Below are 15603 nucleotides of genomic sequence, written 5' to 3' on the forward strand. Positions count from 1 at the left end.
TTTCATTCCTGATCATTTGTAAAAAAGATTAGCTATATTCACGGCCTTATTCTAAGTGAATTGATCCATAAATCTATGTCTGCAAAAAAGAAATTTGGAACTTTTGCAGGGGTTTTCACCCCATCTATCTTAACAATACTTGGTGTCATCATGTATATGCGTTTAGGATGGGTTGTCGGAAATTCTGGACTTCTGGGTACAATTGCCATCATTATAATTGCACATGTTATTGCTGTAACAACAGGCCTTAGTGTGTCATCAGTGGCTACGGATAAAAAAATTGGAGCCGGTGGCATCTATTATGTATTGTCTCGGAGTATGGGAATCCCGATTGGAGGATCCATTGGTATTGCCATTTTTATTGGAACCGCTTTTTCTATTTCGCTTTATCTTATTGGTTTTTCGGAAAGTTTTAATAGTTATTTCGATTTAGGTATGTCAAGCAATGATTTCAGAGTGACAGCGACAATAGCCTTATTGTCACTTACAATATTGGCATTGATCAGTACTTCTGTGGCCTTAAAGGCACAATTTTTTATTCTGGCAGCAATAGTTATTTCATTGTTGTCGATCTTTCTCGGCACCAAAGAATTTGCACCCGAATCTATTAATTTGCTACCAACCGAAGGCTCCGTACCTTTAGAAATGGTATTTGCCATATTTTTTCCTGCCGTAACTGGTTTTACTGCGGGAATTGCCATGAGTGGAGATCTAAAGGACCCTAAAAGATCCATCCCTATGGGAACCTTAATGGCTATTGGGGTGGGACTATTTGTTTATCTGGCTTTGGCGATTTTTCTTGCCTTTGCAGTTGATCCTGCTCTCTTACAAACTGATTATAATATATTGATGAAAATTGCTTTGTTCGCCCCGGCCGTGGTGGCAGGTATCTGGGGCGCAACATTATCTTCGGCCATAGGTGGGATTCTTGGAGGACCTCGAATTTTACAGGCCATGTCTATAGATCTGGTGACCCCGAAAATATTTGGAAAAGGGAAAGGTAAGAACAATGAACCGGTCAATGCATTATTACTGGTTTTTGTGATTGCCGAAATAGGTATTCTTATTGGAGAACTGGACGTGATTGCCAGGTTGGTATCGATGTTTTATCTAACGGCTTATGGCTTTATAAACATATGTTATTTTCTGGAAAGCTGGGCAAATCCGGACTTTCAACCTTCTTTTAAGATCAAAAGATGGATCGGTTTACTCGGTTTTATAGCCTGTTTTACCGTCATGTTTAAGCTTGATATGATTGCTATGCTGGGAGCTCTAGCTGTTGTCGGTGCTTTGTATTTTGGTTTGCAAAGAAAAGAAGTGAAGTTACAGTCGAACGATGTTTGGCGCAGTGTCTGGGAGAATATAGTCAATAAAGGCTTGAAACAAATTGACAGTAATTCTGAGGAGAACTCCAATTGGAATCCCAATATTATTTTATTCAGCGGACAAAGTGATCATCAAAAATTCTTATTGGAATTAGGAAAGACCGTATCTGGAAGAACAGGTATTGTGACCAATTTTAAATTGATTGTCGATAAAGAAAATGATAAACCATTAAAGAGAACGGAACAAGTAGTGTCTGACCATAATTTTAAAGAATTAGGAATTTTTGCAAGGCAGCTCAAAGTCAGTAATATTTATGAAGGAATTACCAATATTGCTTCTACCTTCGGTTTTTCAGGAGTGGAGCCTAACACGATTATGATGGGTTGGCCAAAAGGATTGGAAAATTCTGTAGAGTATTCTAAAATGACCCAAACCCTGCTCCATCTGGACTATAATCTGCTGTATCTGGATTTTGACAAAGAACATAAATTCGGTTCTTATGAAACAGTAGATCTATGGTGGCGTGAAACAGATAGTAAAAATGCCGAAATGATGCTGAACATTGCCAGGTTTATTATTGCCTCTCCCAGATGGAACAATCCTCATATTCGGGTCCTGTTTGTAAATAATAATAATATTGATGAAAACATTATTCACGGTAAGATAGCCGCTCTGGTAGAAGATTTAAGAGTAAATGTCATTACTAAGATCATCAATAATGCCGTTGAGCAAAGAGCTTTTTACGACATTATTGAAGATGAATCTGGTACCACCGATTTGACTTTGGTCGGAATCCCCAATTTTAAAATTGAAAAACAGGCAGAATTTGTTTTAAAAACAAATCATTTATTTGAGGCTATTGGTTCTACACTATTAGTGAAAGCAGCCAACAATTTCAATGTATTAGATCTGAGTTTTATCAACGAAGATTAATTATTTCGCCTTCAGGTCTTCCACGCGTTTCTTATGGTAGTCTGATTTAGATAATTCATAGGCTTTCATAACATTCTCTAATGCCTTATCATTCTCTTTTTGACTCTCATAATAGTCAGCCAAAGAATCATACGAATTTGCGTCATTCGGATAATATTCAGTATTCAATGTAAAATACATTTTAGCCAACTCGTTTTGTCCCATTTCCATACTCATATACCCTTTCATATTAAAAAGAAAATCAGGATAAGGAGCTTCTTTATAGCCAAAATGGTCATGCAGTTTTTTTTCACGATGCTTGATAATTGCTGTTAACTCTTCAACGGTTGCTTCCGGATCATTAAATTTATTCACATTTTCCATTTGATACCATTCGAACATGGCCAATAAGCCATCCATTATCGAAGGTAACGGAACTGTTCCGTGCAGATCATTTGGATAAAACTTCCAATAAAAATGAAAATCTTTTTCTTTTTCAGCTAGTTTCGAAAAGCCAATCTTAGAACGGGAACCCATGGTCATGTCGGTCGTATCAGCCATCACATTGTCAATTGTAATTTCCGTATTAGACATATGTAATTGTCCGCCTATAGACAGAAATAATGATTTTTTACTAAGATCTGCATCCTTCATAAGTACTTTTGATTCCTTTAGTAATTTTTGATTGTCCCAATCTAAACTAGGGTCAATAGCCAAGTAATTCTCAAAATACTCAGAGTGCTTTAACAGGGCATTAATTGTAAACAAGCCTCCATATGAATGTCCGATTAAAGTTCTATAAGTACTGGTAGGATACTTACTTTCAACGGTTGGTATCAACTCTTTCGTTAGAAATTCCGTAAAATTTTCTGCCTCGCCGTTTTCCTCATTAAAATTGACAGCTTCTCCTAATTTCGAAGTTGTGAGATCCCTGGTTCTGTTTTTAGCATTCGAAACCCCAACCAGGATCATTTCCGGTAGATAACCACCACTGTAAAAAGAATGAATTGTATGCAGGACAGGCAACTGAACATCACCATCCAAAATATACACTACAGGATACCGATAATCACTTCCGGGGACATAGCTGTCTGGTAATTCAACGTAAAAATCTCTGGTCTCATTCAAAACGTTTGATTGAATACTGTCTTTGAGTCCGATTTGAATCAGAAAGTCTGATTGAGCATTTGAAATATTAAAAATTAGTAAAAAGAAAAAAAGAGTAATAAAACGTAAAATATTGATCATAAAAATATGTTTAATTGATTAGGTTTAAAAATATACTGTTAGCCAAGAATTATGCCACAAATTGAATTTGTAATTTTTAATAAGAGTTTTTTTGGCTTTTGATACTTTTCATTTGAATCATCATGATTATTATCTAACTTCGTTGTTGATGAAAGAACAAGGATGGCATTATAAAGTGTATAAACCACTGGGCATGTTAAGTCAGTTTCATTCGAATGCCCCCAGAGAACAACATAAAAAGCGGTTTTTAGGAGAATTGTTTGATTTTCCGGAAGGTATTATGGCAATCGGCAGGCTGGACGAAAAATCCGAAGGGCTTCTCCTACTTACTTCAAATGGAGAATTATCCTATAAAATAAACAATTCAGGTATTGAAAAAGAGTATTGGGCACAACTGGATGGTCTTATCACTAATGATGCTGTAGAAAAGCTTAGAAAAGGAGTAACCATTAGTTTGCATGGGGAATCATATAAAACAAAACCTTGCAGAGCTCATATTATGGAACCGGCACCCATAGTCTCAGCTCCTTCTCATACTTTGAGAATTGGAAGGCACAGACCAAGTTCATGGGTGCGTATCACGGTTACTGAAGGGAAGTTTAGACAGATTAGAAAAATGACCGCCAGTGTTGGTTTTCCCACATTACGATTGATCCGCCACCGCATAGGCAGTATTAGTCTTGATGGCTTAGCTCCAGGAGGTGTGGAACAAATTGAAATTGATAAGATATAAAGCGATCTTAGCTGTCAACCACTATTTGGTTAAGTTGCCAATTTAAACGTAGTTGATCAATGAAGTTCAATACAATAGATATCCTTAGAGAGCAACAATGATTCTATTTGCTCGGCAAGATTCCCTTCCGAAACAATTCTCAAAATATGATCTCGATCTTCAAAGTCGATATCTACTTGTTTAATCGACTCAAAGGGGCTTAATAATTGAATGACATAATCTCTTTCATACCGGCTTATGTCTGTTTTAAAAACAGATATCGTGTCTTGTTTTACTGCTGTTTCCACCATGTTGAATCAAAATTTGATTTATTTGAAATTAGTATGTCCTCTCCTATTTTAGGAATGACAAGGTTCACATTCAATTCTTTCGCTGAAGATGAGACTCTCTCTACTGGATCTGTCCAGCTATGAAGACTTAATTTAAAGGCTCCCCAATGAATAGGCATCACAGTCTTGGCCCTGACATCAATCGCAGCTTGTGCGGTTTCTTCCGGAAACATATGTATATCTGACCATAATTCATTGTATTGCCCGCATTCCATCATCGCAAAATCAAAGGGTCCATATTTGTCTCCAATCACCTTGAAATGAGGTCCATAACCACTATCACCGCTAAAGAAAATGTTTTCTGAACCTGATTGAATTACCCATGAACACCACAGGGTATTAAATCTATCTGTTAGACCCCTTCCGGAAAAATGTTGGGCAGGTGTGCAGCTGAAGGTCAAATTATTAAACTGAGCTTGTCCCCACCAATCCAGCTCAATGATCTTTTCTTTTGATACTCCCCACTCCATGAGATGAGCCCCTACGCCTAAGGGTACATAAAAAAATGTCACTTTCTGTTTCAGCTTTCTGATAGACGAATAATCGAGGTGATCATAATGATCATGTGAGATTAAAACTGCATCTATAGCAGGAAGTTTATCAATTTCGATAGGTAGTTCTTTGCTGAATCTATTTGTTCCCAACCAAGCATGCGGGGCGGCTACATCACCAAACATAGGATCAATCAGGATCTTTTTACCATCCATTTGAAGTAAAAATGTTGAATGACCAAACCAGACCAATCTGGTCTTGTCTTGATAGTTTTGAATATTGATGGAATCAATTTTTTCAACCTCAATATCATTTTTAGGCACTGTATTGGGAATGGGGCTGAAATAGCCTACAAGACTTTTCCCCATATCGCTAAGACTCATGTCCATTGTCACCGGCTCCTGGTTTATAAATTTACCTTCTTTGTAATTATCTGATTTTATATAGATGGCTTTTTGTTTTTCACTTGCGGTCCCGCCAAACTGAGGACTTAGGTTCACAAATAAGAAACCTGACAATACAATCAGTAACAACAATGCTATTAGTAAGACCCCCATTTTTTTTATAATTTTAATCATATTCATACTATTATTATCGAACAAATATTCGATTTAGCGTTAAAAAAAATTAACTTTTGATGGCATCCCACAGCATGGAAAACATCAAATCATTATCCTTTTTTGTTAGTGTTAATTTTTTACTAAGAATTAGCTTACTGGTTTCTGTGAGCAATGAAGCAATGACCGCTCCTAACACCTCATTATCCACATCTTTAATTAAGCCTTCACTTTTACCAAGATCCAAAAGTGAATTGGCAAGTTGCATTTTCGCATCTTTGGTTTCGGCCGGAACAAGTTCATAATAAGGTGACTGCTTTAATTGCTGTAAAAAACTCATTTCTTTGCTTTTGTTGATGCTGAAATTAAGCCAATACAGCCAAACAGTTTTCAACTTTAGTTTAAATGGCAAAGTCTCTTTCACTTCATTGTTGCTTTCTTGCGAAATTGAATGTATCAAATCGGTTGCAACAGAAACAATTAAATCTTCTTTGTTCTTATAATAAACATATAAAGTGGACGGCGAAACACCAACCATTTGCGCCAGGTTTGCCATTTTTATTCCGGCAAAACCTTTATCAAAAACAATATCAATTGTCTTTGATTTGATTGCAGCTTTCTTTGATGCATCTTTCAATTTCATGCAACAAAGATAGTATTTATATCGAATAAATATTCGTTTTTGCTAAATTATTAAACAATATGTACACGCACCTTTTTTTTCTTCAACCGGGTATTGTTGAATCTATCGACCAAAGAGGCCGCTAATGTGGCAGGTATCGCCACAAACGTGCAATCTTGTTTTAGTTCTATGACACCCAGTTGATCTTTAGAAAGTCCTCCCTGCTTAAAAAACAGACCGGCAATATCACCTTTTGATATTTTATCCTTTCTTCCCCCTGAGATAAACAAGGTTTTCCAATAGGGTGCTTTTCTTTCTCTTTTACCATCAATTTCTGCTAGCTCTACATCTTTTATAAATTCAGGAAGATATTCCTTTTCCCAGGCTAAAACATAAGCCGTTCCCTTGGCATCAACCCTTGCGGTTCTTCCATTTCGATGCGTAAACTCTTCTTGCATTCTCGGGATTTCATAATGAATGATAAATTTTAATTCAGGAATATCTATACCTCTTGCCGCTAAATCAGTCGCCAGAATAATTTGATAGGTTCCATTTCTGAATTTTATCAAGGTCCTTTCACGGTCTCTTTGCTCCATTCCTCCATTAAAACAGCCATGACTAATCTGATGCTTGTCTAAATAGCTGCTAACCTCCTGAATACTATCTCTTAAATTACAAAATACAATCCCTGGTTGATTTCCTAAATGATACAGTAGATCCAACAATCGTGGTAATTTGTTCTTTGACGGTGATAGTACCTTTTTAACAACCAGTTTAGATCGTACTTCATTTAAATAATTAATAGATTTAGGATCATTAAAAGAAACAAAGGCCGGTATTTCAACTCCTTGAGTTGCCGAGGTCAAAATTCGTTTACGAAGACTGGGTAAACGCTTTGTAATGGCCTTCATATCCTTTTCAAACCCGGTTTCTAAGGACTTATCGAATTCGTCCAGTACCAAGGTCTCAATATGGTAGGTCGAAAATCGATCACTTCGAATATGGTCGTGAATTCTGCCCGGAGTACCAATTAAAATAGCCGGTTTGTGTTTTAACTCTATTTTATCCTTCGCAATAGCTCTTCCCCCGTAAACGGCATTCACTTTAAATCCTGAACCCATTTCTCTGAGTACCTGCTCTATTTGAATGGCAAGTTCTCGTGAAGGAACAAGAACCAGTGCCTGCACTTCTTCAGATCCTCTGTCTAAAGCCCTGATAATTGGCAATAAAAACGCCAGCGTTTTCCCGGTTCCTGTCGGAGATAGAAGAATGGTATTTTCATTAGATTCTATTACAGGAATGGCTTCAAGCTGCATTTTGTTCAATGAATGAATTTTGAGTTTTTCCAATATTTCCTGTTCTTCCTTCTTCTGGTTTGCCATCATCTATATCTTAAGAATCCTATTTATTATTTTTTTTAGCTGTTGCCGATGGCGTTTTGCTCTTTAAGTAATCTGCCAGTAATTTCTCAACAAGTTCTTCTTTGGTCAAGTGATGAAATACAGTATGTATTTTATTCTTAAAATCCGCCTGCACTTCTCTGTTGGGTTTGGTTTTAAATATTTTCTTAGCCCAGATCAACGCATTATTTTCATCAATTTTTCCCTGATCGGCTTTTTTATATTCAGAAAAACTCAAGCCTAATTCTGATTCGAAATCCGGAATTTCAAAAGCCTCTTCTTTTTGAATAATACTTAATGAAAAGCCCTTTGCCCCTGCTCTGGCGGTCCTACCACTTCTATGCACGTATGTTTCATAGACGTCCGGTAAATGATAATTAACAACAAATGAAATCTCCTTTACATCAATGCCACGAGCAGCCAAATCCGTCGCGACCAAAATATCTATATAGCCCTTACGGAATTGCTCCATAATACGATCGCGAATCCCCTGACTCAGACTGCCATGCAGGGCTCCGGAAGAAAATTTATGCATGGCTAATTTTTTCGCTAATTTATTTACGGCAGCTTTTGTTTTACAGAAAATGATGCCTCTTTCTCCTTCCCTTGAACTTAAGAAATGCATTAAAACATCTAATTTTTCTATAGGTTCCACTATCACATATTGATGATCAATCCCCGTATGTCCAACAGCTTCCATGTCGACGCTTATCTGAATGATATTTTTCGACATATAATTCTGAATCAGCTGTTTAATGGTCCCTGGCATGGTTGCAGTAAACAATAATGTTCTTTTATTCTTTGGTAACAACGTAAAAACATCGTCTAAACCTTTTTTTAGAGCACCGATCATTTCGTCGGCTTCATCAAGTACAAAATAAGCAATCGTACCCAGGCTCAATGCACCTCGTTTCTGAAGGTCAATCAATCTGCCGGGTGTTGCTACTAAAATATGAGTGGTTTTTGATAATTGCTCAATTTGTGGCTTAATTGGTATGCCTCCGCAAGCAGCAGCAATAGATACTTCCGGCATATGTTGTGCGTACAACTGTAAATTTTCAAATATTTGCTGTCCTAATTCCCTGGTGGGTGCTAAAACCAGGGCTTGAATTTGATTTTTATCAATATCAATTAGTTGCAACAATGGAATTCCAAAAGCAAGTGTTTTACCAGTCCCTGTTTTTGCCAAGCCCACAACATCTTTCTTCTGTTCTAGCAACACCGGAATCGTTTTCTCTTGAATTTCTGTAGGTATCTTAATTTCTAAGTCATTCAAGCTTTTTTGAAGTACTGTGTTTACACCTAAGGAAGAAAAATTATGTGCCATATTTTTTTTGCAAAGATAACAAGCCTTTTTACGCAAATTACAAAGCACTTATAAATAAAGTGGTCAATGGCGCTTGCCTTCTTCTCATAGGTTATTCTTCAGCTCACTGATCTTCCAGCCGATACCACTCTGTTGTTGGAAGGTTTTCTCTTCGCCCGGTATCAATTACAGGGTAATTGGTGACTAAATAATTTACAATTACTTCTTGATTCTCTCCGAGATCCCATAAATTCTGTGTTTCCTGCATCCATCGAATTGTCGCATTCCACTGTTCCTTGTTCATTCTGTTCTGAGTAATCAATTGGGCAGAATGACAGGCTGTACAATGTCCAATGACCATCATTAATCCTTCACCTTCCTTAAGACCAGTGCGCACATGGATTCCATCCACGATGTCGGAACTAATGGAGGATGTTTCCAAAGGTTTATTTTCTATTGTCCTGTTCTTTTCAGGACCATTACAATTAACATTAAAAATAAGCACAGCACTTATTAATAGACACATGAAAAAATGCTGTCTAAACGTATTCTTGCTATATGTAAAATGCTCAATGTTCAACTCGACGCATCAACTTTAACAGCAATTCGATGACAGGCATTGTTTAAATATCCTTTGGGATTCCAGCCAGGAACTAACATAGGTTGCTGTTTTCCTAAAGTATCGGTTGCTTTGGCCCATACCTCATAATATCCTGGTTCAGGAAAAGTGATTTTTGCCGAAAAGTGCTGCCATGCAAATCTATTTACAGGTTTTTCCAAAACACAAGACTGCCAGGTGGCACCAAAATCGATGGAATAATGCATTGAAGCAACTTCATTCTCTCCTGCCCAGGCATGACCTCTTATTTTTAAAACTTTTTCCTGCTGCACGATAGCCCCTGTTTTTGGATAGGTAATTAATGATTTCACCGGCATAGATTCTATGATCTTCATATCCTCCTCAGGTACTTTTTCCCCGGGGGCCACAGGATATGCTGGAACACGGTATGACATTCCTTTCATTTTTGGTCCATCATGTTCTTTGTTCCTAATGCTCAATCGATTGATCCATTTTCCGGAAGCAGATGCCGGATATCCTCCTGCGATCAAACGCAATGGAAATCCATGTATCAAGGGAATCGGGTTATCATTCATTTCAAAGGCGATCAGTGTTTCATTTTCATTCGCTTTGGCAATTGGGATTCCTCTTGAAATTACTTCTTTATTCACGTCACCACTTAAATGACGATCCACAGCGTGATACCCTATATAAACAGCATCATTTTTAATACCTACATCAGCCAAGACATCTTTTAATCGAACACCTGTCCATATGGCACTATGAACTGCACCTAAGGTCCATTGATTTCCTTTCGCAGGTGGGTTAAATTCACTTCTTCCGTTGCCACCACATTCTAAGGTAACCTGGTATTTATACAACTTGAATTTTTGTCGAAGTTCAGTTAAGCTATATGATTTTTGCTCTTTAACAGATTCACCATCAATAGTTAATGTCCAGTTATCTGCATCAATATTTTGAGGTCTTAAGCCATTATTTCTAATAAACATTTTCTCATTTGGAGTAATCTTGTCATCCAATAAATGGGCCTGTGCTTCAATATTAAAGGGTCTGTTATTCAGCACCAGCATTTCACGGTCCAGATTAAACAGGCTAAACGGATCCGGATCCTGATCTCCCAGGAATGTATATCCTTTAGGTACTGTTGAAGAAAAAACAACTGGAATTCCTGCTACAGAAGCCATTGCTGTAAAACCAGTATTTCTTAAAAAAAATCTTCTTTTCATAATAAAGATATATTATTTTGAAATTTACCTTTTTTTCTGAATCTTATCTGCTCAATTCCAGGTTAAGTTTTGTCGTTCATTCCAATACGCTGTTTTAGAACATGCATGTTTTCTCAAAGATATCAATTCTTGTTTTTCGAGGGAAAAATTCATAGCCTTCATGTTTTCTTGTAGCTGACCCTCTGTTGACGCGCCACTTAATACAACTTCAGGACTCAGGTAATCAATGACAAAACGCAAGGCAATCGCATCAACTCCAACTTTATATTTTTCCGCCAACACATCTAAATATTGATAAAGGTCATCATATTGCGGGAAATTTACATTTCTAAATATGCGCCCATTGGCCAAGGCTTCTTTTACATATATGATTCTTCCTTTAAGAATCAAATCAGAAAGCAGCTCGAAAGTACTTGATTCCAAAATATTAAAAGTAACCTGAAAACTATCAAATAGATATTCATTATTTACTTTTATTTCAGCGGCTAATCTTAAAACGTCGTCTTGATTCGCTCCACTGGTAGTTGCCCCTATTAACAGGCCTGTTTCCTTTTTAAGTTCGTATAACTGTTTCAGTACTTCCTTATTCTTAAAAACGCCACTTTCCAAGGTGGCTGAGTGAATTTGATATAACTTTAAGGCCGGAAGCAATTTCTTTGAAACGGCCCATTGCTCCTTCAGTTTTTCAAGGCTATGTTCCTTAATTTCATGTTTACCTGTATAGCCCAGTTTCCAATCTGCCATGTAGGTATAACCCCATTTTGTACTTAGTTTTACATGCTCAGATCGCTTTTTTTCATTCCATTGCTTAAGATAACTTTCTCCCAATCCATAAGATGGTGCCGTGTCGAAATGACGAACTCCTTGATCATAGGCAAAATCCAATACGTTTAACGTGTTTTCCAAATAGAAGGATTTAGATTTGTCTGAATCTTCTGTTTTTCTGATGTTGATATATTCGGGTCTGCCCAAGGCCGCCAGCCCTAAACCTATAGATGTATTTTTCAAACTAGCTGTTGGGATTTGATTTTATATGACATGTAGTGCATTCATAGGTATCATCCTTAAGAGTGATCTTGTCAAGTTTTTGAACAACTTCATTGATAAAACTGTTATATGTGTTTGATTCAGGAGTTATATTTCTTGCTTTCATGAGCTTAAAATAATTACCCTCCCATTCCTGCCGTCCCCAGCAATTCGGACATAAACCTTCGGGAGCTGCACCTGTTGTTTCATTATTGGATTTGGCACGAAAAAACACTTTTAAACTATTTGCTATATTCATAATAATCAAAATTTAATATGTTAAAGATACAAATTCATTAGTCATGATTTTTGCCTAAACTTACATTGCCAATGGTATCCTCACTATTGGTCTCTAATGGTTCGAAATGTTGTGAAATAAAAAAACCTTAACAAATATGTTAAGGCTTTTTACGGTGGAATTAATTTATGTTCCATATTTCCTTTTTTAAGTGAACATCATACGGCTAAATTTTAGTATCCATAGTTTCTGTAGTTAGACCATCTGACTCTTTTACTTTCTCTAAAGGTGGAAAAATTACCAATTCTAAATTCACTTGCTGCACTACTGTCAATTGTTGTTTTCATGATATATTTATTTAATGATTATAGGACAAATATATAGTCAACTACCGTTTCTTAAAACTTAGACTTACCGACTTGTTAAAAAAACAGGATGAACTGTAAAAAAAGACCTTTCTATGTCTAATTACAGAAAGGTCGAGTCTAAAAATCGAATCAATGAAGAAAGAATTTCTTGCCGGTTCATCTATAATCGCTGCCCCTAATTACCATATGCTAGTAATGAAAGATGGTTTCTTTTTCCTTTAGAGATCTTATGCTACTCATTGAGTTCATTAAAAATGATTTTGACAACGTGAAACAAGACCTTTTTTTTAAAAGAAAAAAGACACCTAAAAGGTGCCTTCTTTCCAATTTTACCAAATATTTTTAAGGAAGTGTTCTGGTTACCTGAATAGAATTTGACAGATCGAAACAGCCATCTAAATTCGCTGCATTCATACCCGTTTCTAAACCTGTTAAACCATCTTCATATCTCAAGTACCAAATTAAACAGACGCCAGCACCTGCTCCGTTAAAATCTACTCCGCCAACGGCTTCTAATGTTGGAGGCAATCCCAGGATATTTCCCAGGTCATCAGTGATCACCCAGGTACTGTTTGTTCCTGAAACGTCTGTATCATCTAATGTAATTCCTGTAACGAAATCTGATGTGTCGTCAATTGTAAATTCAAATGGACCTCCTGCAATCATACCGGCATTTGGTTCATTTCTTGTTACCATGATGGAATTAGACAATCCAAAAGCTCCTTGCAGATCATTGGCATTCATGCCTGCTTCAAGTCCAACCAAACCATCTTCATATCGAATGTACCAAATCAGGCAAACGCCACCACCGGCACCATCAAAATTCACCCCTTCCACCGCTTCGATTGTCGGTGGTAAACCAAGAATCAATCCGGTGTCATCAGTTATGATCCATGAATTATTTGTTCCTACTGCATTGGAATCATCTAACGTAATACCGCTGACCATATCTGCTTCTCCATCTATGCAGAACACAAACGGACCTCCGGCTATCGTTCCTGCATTTGGAACCTCTCTTGTCACTTCAATAGCATTCGAAAGTGCATAATTTCCGCTTAAATTGTTGGCATTCATCCCTGGTTCCAATCCTTCAAGGCCATCATCATATCTCAAGTACCAAATCAAGCATACACCCGCTCCGGCTCCGTCAAAATCTACCCCTTCAACAGCTGTTAGCGTTGGAGGCAAACCCAAAATATTAGCTGCATCATCTGTAATTACCCAGGTGCTGTTATCTCCAGTAGCAGCTGAATCGTCAAGACTAATTCCCGAAACCATATCGGGTGTACCATCTACAATAAACGAAAATGGACCTCCTGAGATTACACCAGGCACCAATGTTTTTGGTCCGTCATCGTCATCATCACATGAGATCAACAAAAATGATACGGCCAATACTCCAAATAGAATTTTTTTTAACATAGAAATATAATTTATAGTTGTACCGCCAAAATTATAATTCATGAGCCACTCAGAATGTTAGCTAGCTGACATTTGACCAAATAGTTCAAAAAAAAACCATCAAATAGCAACTTGATGGTTTTTATTTATTCAATTAGAATGATTAAGAAATCTCAATGGCTCTTGCTGGTTTTGGTTTTGCTTCTTCCTTCTTTGGAATGCTAACTAGCAAAATCCCATCTTCATACGAGGCTTTTATTCCATTGTCTTCAACTGTTTCAGGAAGTAAAAATGTTCTTTTAAAGGATGCATATGAAAATTCCCTTCGACTATAGTTTTCAACCTTTTTATCTTTATCAGTTTTTAACTCAGCAGCTATCGTTAATTCTTCGTTTTCTATTCCAACCTGGAAGTCAGATTTCTTATATCCAGGCACAGCCATTTCCAGAATAAAGGAATCATCCGATTCTTTAATGTTCACCTTGGGCTGAGACAGTCCTTCATTAAAATTGCTGTTCTTCGCAGGATGCACATTTTCTGAGAATAATTCATCAATTAAACCGGCCCATCCGCTGTAGTTTCCGATGTTATTTCTTTGTCTATTCAATTTATTTTCGTTCTTTTTTGAAAGCGTTACATTATTCATAATAGTATTTTTAAAGGGTTGTACTTTTTTATTATGAAAAAGAATTGCAAATCAAGGACCAAATTCAATTTTTAGGTATTATTGGCAAATCTGGCTCAATAAAACGCCATAATGACACTTTTTGTATATATTTAATGACATTATGGCGTATGTCAATCATTGTTTCTCACTTAAGAAACAACCTCTTTATACGTTCCGGAGCTGACCTTTGGGAAATCTACTTCAGTATTCGCCAGATGGTTCACATAATTTGTTAAGGTATTTGAAACAACATTCAATACTATTTCTAATAGTTCTTCATCATTGTAACCTGCATTTTTTACCGTCTCAATGGCTTTGTCATTCACCTGCCCTCTTTCTCTTGTCACCAACTGAGCAAACTGTAAAGCTGCTCTTTCTCTCGCATCCTCTGAATTTCCCTGGCGGCTTTGTTCTGTTTGAATGTCGCTAAGACCATTCATTTTACCGATAGCTGTATGAGCAGATAAACAATAATCACATTCATTTTCTTCACCAATGGCCAAGGCCAGTTGCTCCCTGAATTTGTTACTGAACCGACCGCTTGATGTAATTTCACCAAGACTTAAATAAGCTTGTAAAGCAGCAGGTGAATTACCCAATACTTTTATCAAATTAGGAATGAAGCCTACTTTTTTCTGAACTGCATCAAATAATTCTTTTGATTTACCTGTTGTCACTTCTGGATTTAATGTTTGAATTCTTGTACTCATGTTATACTTGTTTTAATGTTTATTATAGTTTTTACTACGCTGTTTTTAATTGTTGGATTTGCGCCCTCAATTGATTTTCTGACAGAACTCCATTAGATCTGTTCACTTCTTCTCCGTTTGAAAAATAAACCAAGGTTGGAATACTTCTTACTCCGAATTGATGAGCCAATGCTTTGTGATCGTCCACATTAACTTTTTTAATACTCACTTCTCCTTCAAATTCAGAAGCAAGCTTTTCGACCGTTGGTGATAATGCATTGCAGGGTCCACACCAATCTGCATAAAAGTCTATTACGACAGCTTGATTTGTTTCGAGGGTTTGTTTGAAATCGTTTTCTGATAGGTGTATGTTCATAATTTAAATTTTTAGGCTTCAAAAAATAGGAAGCGTTTGTTATACATGATGTTGCTTTTAACAATTACTTGTTTATGACACTACAAAGATGCGACGCAATCAAGCCT

16 protein-coding genes are annotated in these 15603 nt (G+C 36.8%); 2 read left to right on the forward strand and 14 right to left on the reverse strand.

Features of this window, described 5'->3' with window-relative positions:
- Positions 1 to 75 precede the first annotated feature (75 nt).
- A complete protein-coding gene (locus tag ACR2MV_RS15570) occupies positions 76 to 2259 on the forward strand; it encodes an amino acid permease (protein ID WP_434023117.1) in 2184 nt (727 codons plus the stop codon).
- On the opposite strand, the gene ACR2MV_RS15575 is transcribed toward ACR2MV_RS15570, so the two are convergent.
- Positions 2260 to 3486 carry an alpha/beta hydrolase-fold protein gene (locus ACR2MV_RS15575; protein WP_434023119.1) on the reverse strand — a complete coding sequence of 409 codons (1227 nt, stop codon included), beginning with the start codon at positions 3484 to 3486 and terminating at the stop codon, positions 2260 to 2262.
- A gap of 148 nt (positions 3487 to 3634) precedes the next feature.
- Between ACR2MV_RS15575 and ACR2MV_RS15580 the strand changes: the two genes are divergently transcribed.
- Positions 3635 to 4219, forward strand: a complete 585-nt coding sequence (locus tag ACR2MV_RS15580) for a pseudouridine synthase (RefSeq protein WP_434023120.1) — start codon at positions 3635 to 3637, stop codon at positions 4217 to 4219.
- A gap of 56 nt (positions 4220 to 4275) precedes the next feature.
- Here ACR2MV_RS15580 and ACR2MV_RS15585 read toward each other — a convergent pair whose 3' ends face one another.
- The 13 genes from ACR2MV_RS15585 to trxA all read right to left on the reverse strand — a co-directional run bounded on the left by ACR2MV_RS15585 (position 4276) and on the right by trxA (position 15496).
- Entirely contained in the window at positions 4276 to 4509 is a 234-nt protein-coding gene (locus ACR2MV_RS15585) for a hypothetical protein (protein WP_434023121.1), read from the reverse strand.
- Positions 4491 to 5597 carry an MBL fold metallo-hydrolase gene (locus ACR2MV_RS15590; RefSeq protein WP_434023122.1) on the reverse strand — a complete coding sequence of 369 codons (1107 nt, stop codon included), beginning with the start codon at positions 5595 to 5597 and terminating at the stop codon, positions 4491 to 4493. Before ACR2MV_RS15590 ends, ACR2MV_RS15585 begins: the two co-directional genes overlap by 19 nt.
- 70 nt (positions 5598 to 5667) lie before the next feature.
- A complete protein-coding gene (locus ACR2MV_RS15595; protein WP_434023124.1) occupies positions 5668 to 6240 on the reverse strand; it encodes a TetR/AcrR family transcriptional regulator in 573 nt (190 codons plus the stop codon).
- A 50-nt stretch (positions 6241 to 6290) separates the two neighbouring features.
- On the reverse strand, positions 6291 to 7601 hold the full coding sequence (locus tag ACR2MV_RS15600; RefSeq protein ID WP_434023125.1) for a DEAD/DEAH box helicase: 1311 nt from the start codon (positions 7599 to 7601) through the stop codon (positions 6291 to 6293).
- Positions 7602 to 7620: 19 nt separating this feature from the next.
- Entirely contained in the window at positions 7621 to 8946 is a 1326-nt protein-coding gene (locus ACR2MV_RS15605; RefSeq protein ID WP_434023126.1) for a DEAD/DEAH box helicase, read from the reverse strand.
- A gap of 103 nt (positions 8947 to 9049) precedes the next feature.
- Positions 9050 to 9451, reverse strand: a complete 402-nt coding sequence (locus ACR2MV_RS15610) for a monoheme cytochrome C (RefSeq protein WP_434023127.1) — start codon at positions 9449 to 9451, stop codon at positions 9050 to 9052.
- Positions 9452 to 9501: 50 nt separating this feature from the next.
- The gene (locus ACR2MV_RS15615; protein WP_434023129.1) at positions 9502 to 10731 is read right to left on the reverse strand and encodes a sulfite oxidase; all 1230 of its coding nucleotides are present in this window, start codon (positions 10729 to 10731) and stop codon (positions 9502 to 9504) included.
- A gap of 51 nt (positions 10732 to 10782) precedes the next feature.
- Positions 10783 to 11739 carry an aldo/keto reductase gene (locus ACR2MV_RS15620; protein WP_434023131.1) on the reverse strand — a complete coding sequence of 319 codons (957 nt, stop codon included), beginning with the start codon at positions 11737 to 11739 and terminating at the stop codon, positions 10783 to 10785.
- A 1-nt stretch (position 11740) separates the two neighbouring features.
- Complete coding sequence (locus ACR2MV_RS15625) at positions 11741 to 12016, reverse strand: hypothetical protein (protein ID WP_434023132.1); 276 nt, start codon at positions 12014 to 12016, stop codon at positions 11741 to 11743.
- Between the two features lie 689 nt (positions 12017 to 12705).
- On the reverse strand, positions 12706 to 13785 hold the full coding sequence (locus ACR2MV_RS15630; RefSeq protein WP_434023133.1) for a hypothetical protein: 1080 nt from the start codon (positions 13783 to 13785) through the stop codon (positions 12706 to 12708).
- A 142-nt stretch (positions 13786 to 13927) separates the two neighbouring features.
- Entirely contained in the window at positions 13928 to 14410 is a 483-nt protein-coding gene (locus ACR2MV_RS15635; RefSeq protein ID WP_434023135.1) for an Hsp20/alpha crystallin family protein, read from the reverse strand.
- 170 nt (positions 14411 to 14580) lie between these two features.
- Complete coding sequence (locus ACR2MV_RS15640; RefSeq protein WP_434023136.1) at positions 14581 to 15141, reverse strand: carboxymuconolactone decarboxylase family protein; 561 nt, start codon at positions 15139 to 15141, stop codon at positions 14581 to 14583.
- A gap of 34 nt (positions 15142 to 15175) precedes the next feature.
- Complete coding sequence (trxA, locus tag ACR2MV_RS15645; RefSeq protein ID WP_434023138.1) at positions 15176 to 15496, reverse strand: thioredoxin; 321 nt, start codon at positions 15494 to 15496, stop codon at positions 15176 to 15178.
- Positions 15497 to 15603: the final 107 nt, after the last annotated feature.

Origin of the sequence: Lutimonas sp., from assembly GCF_051011215.1 — a bacterium.
Classification (GTDB): Bacteria; Bacteroidota; Bacteroidia; order Flavobacteriales; family Flavobacteriaceae; genus Lutimonas.

What these genes read in the sequence shown, in the direction of transcription:
- trxA (WP_434023138.1), bottom strand. Translation starts at nt 15,496, where the DNA reads ATGAACATACACCTATCAGAAAACGATTTCAAACAAACCCTCGAAACA.
- ACR2MV_RS15625 (WP_434023132.1), bottom strand. Translation starts at nt 12,016, where the DNA reads ATGAATATAGCAAATAGTTTAAAAGTGTTTTTTCGTGCCAAATCCAAT.
- ACR2MV_RS15590 (WP_434023122.1), bottom strand. Translation starts at nt 5,597, where the DNA reads ATGGGGGTCTTACTAATAGCATTGTTGTTACTGATTGTATTGTCAGGT.
- ACR2MV_RS15615 (WP_434023129.1), bottom strand. Translation starts at nt 10,731, where the DNA reads ATGAAAAGAAGATTTTTTTTAAGAAATACTGGTTTTACAGCAATGGCT.
- ACR2MV_RS15635 (WP_434023135.1), bottom strand. Translation starts at nt 14,410, where the DNA reads ATGAATAATGTAACGCTTTCAAAAAAGAACGAAAATAAATTGAATAGA.
- ACR2MV_RS15605 (WP_434023126.1), bottom strand. Translation starts at nt 8,946, where the DNA reads ATGGCACATAATTTTTCTTCCTTAGGTGTAAACACAGTACTTCAAAAA.
- ACR2MV_RS15585 (WP_434023121.1), bottom strand. Translation starts at nt 4,509, where the DNA reads ATGGTGGAAACAGCAGTAAAACAAGACACGATATCTGTTTTTAAAACA.
- ACR2MV_RS15570 (WP_434023117.1), top strand. Translation starts at nt 76, where the DNA reads ATGTCTGCAAAAAAGAAATTTGGAACTTTTGCAGGGGTTTTCACCCCA.
- ACR2MV_RS15640 (WP_434023136.1), bottom strand. Translation starts at nt 15,141, where the DNA reads ATGAGTACAAGAATTCAAACATTAAATCCAGAAGTGACAACAGGTAAA.
- ACR2MV_RS15630 (WP_434023133.1), bottom strand. Translation starts at nt 13,785, where the DNA reads ATGTTAAAAAAAATTCTATTTGGAGTATTGGCCGTATCATTTTTGTTG.
- ACR2MV_RS15575 (WP_434023119.1), bottom strand. Translation starts at nt 3,486, where the DNA reads ATGATCAATATTTTACGTTTTATTACTCTTTTTTTCTTTTTACTAATT.
- ACR2MV_RS15580 (WP_434023120.1), top strand. Translation starts at nt 3,635, where the DNA reads ATGAAAGAACAAGGATGGCATTATAAAGTGTATAAACCACTGGGCATG.
- ACR2MV_RS15595 (WP_434023124.1), bottom strand. Translation starts at nt 6,240, where the DNA reads ATGAAATTGAAAGATGCATCAAAGAAAGCTGCAATCAAATCAAAGACA.
- ACR2MV_RS15600 (WP_434023125.1), bottom strand. Translation starts at nt 7,601, where the DNA reads ATGGCAAACCAGAAGAAGGAAGAACAGGAAATATTGGAAAAACTCAAA.
- ACR2MV_RS15610 (WP_434023127.1), bottom strand. Translation starts at nt 9,451, where the DNA reads ATGTGTCTATTAATAAGTGCTGTGCTTATTTTTAATGTTAATTGTAAT.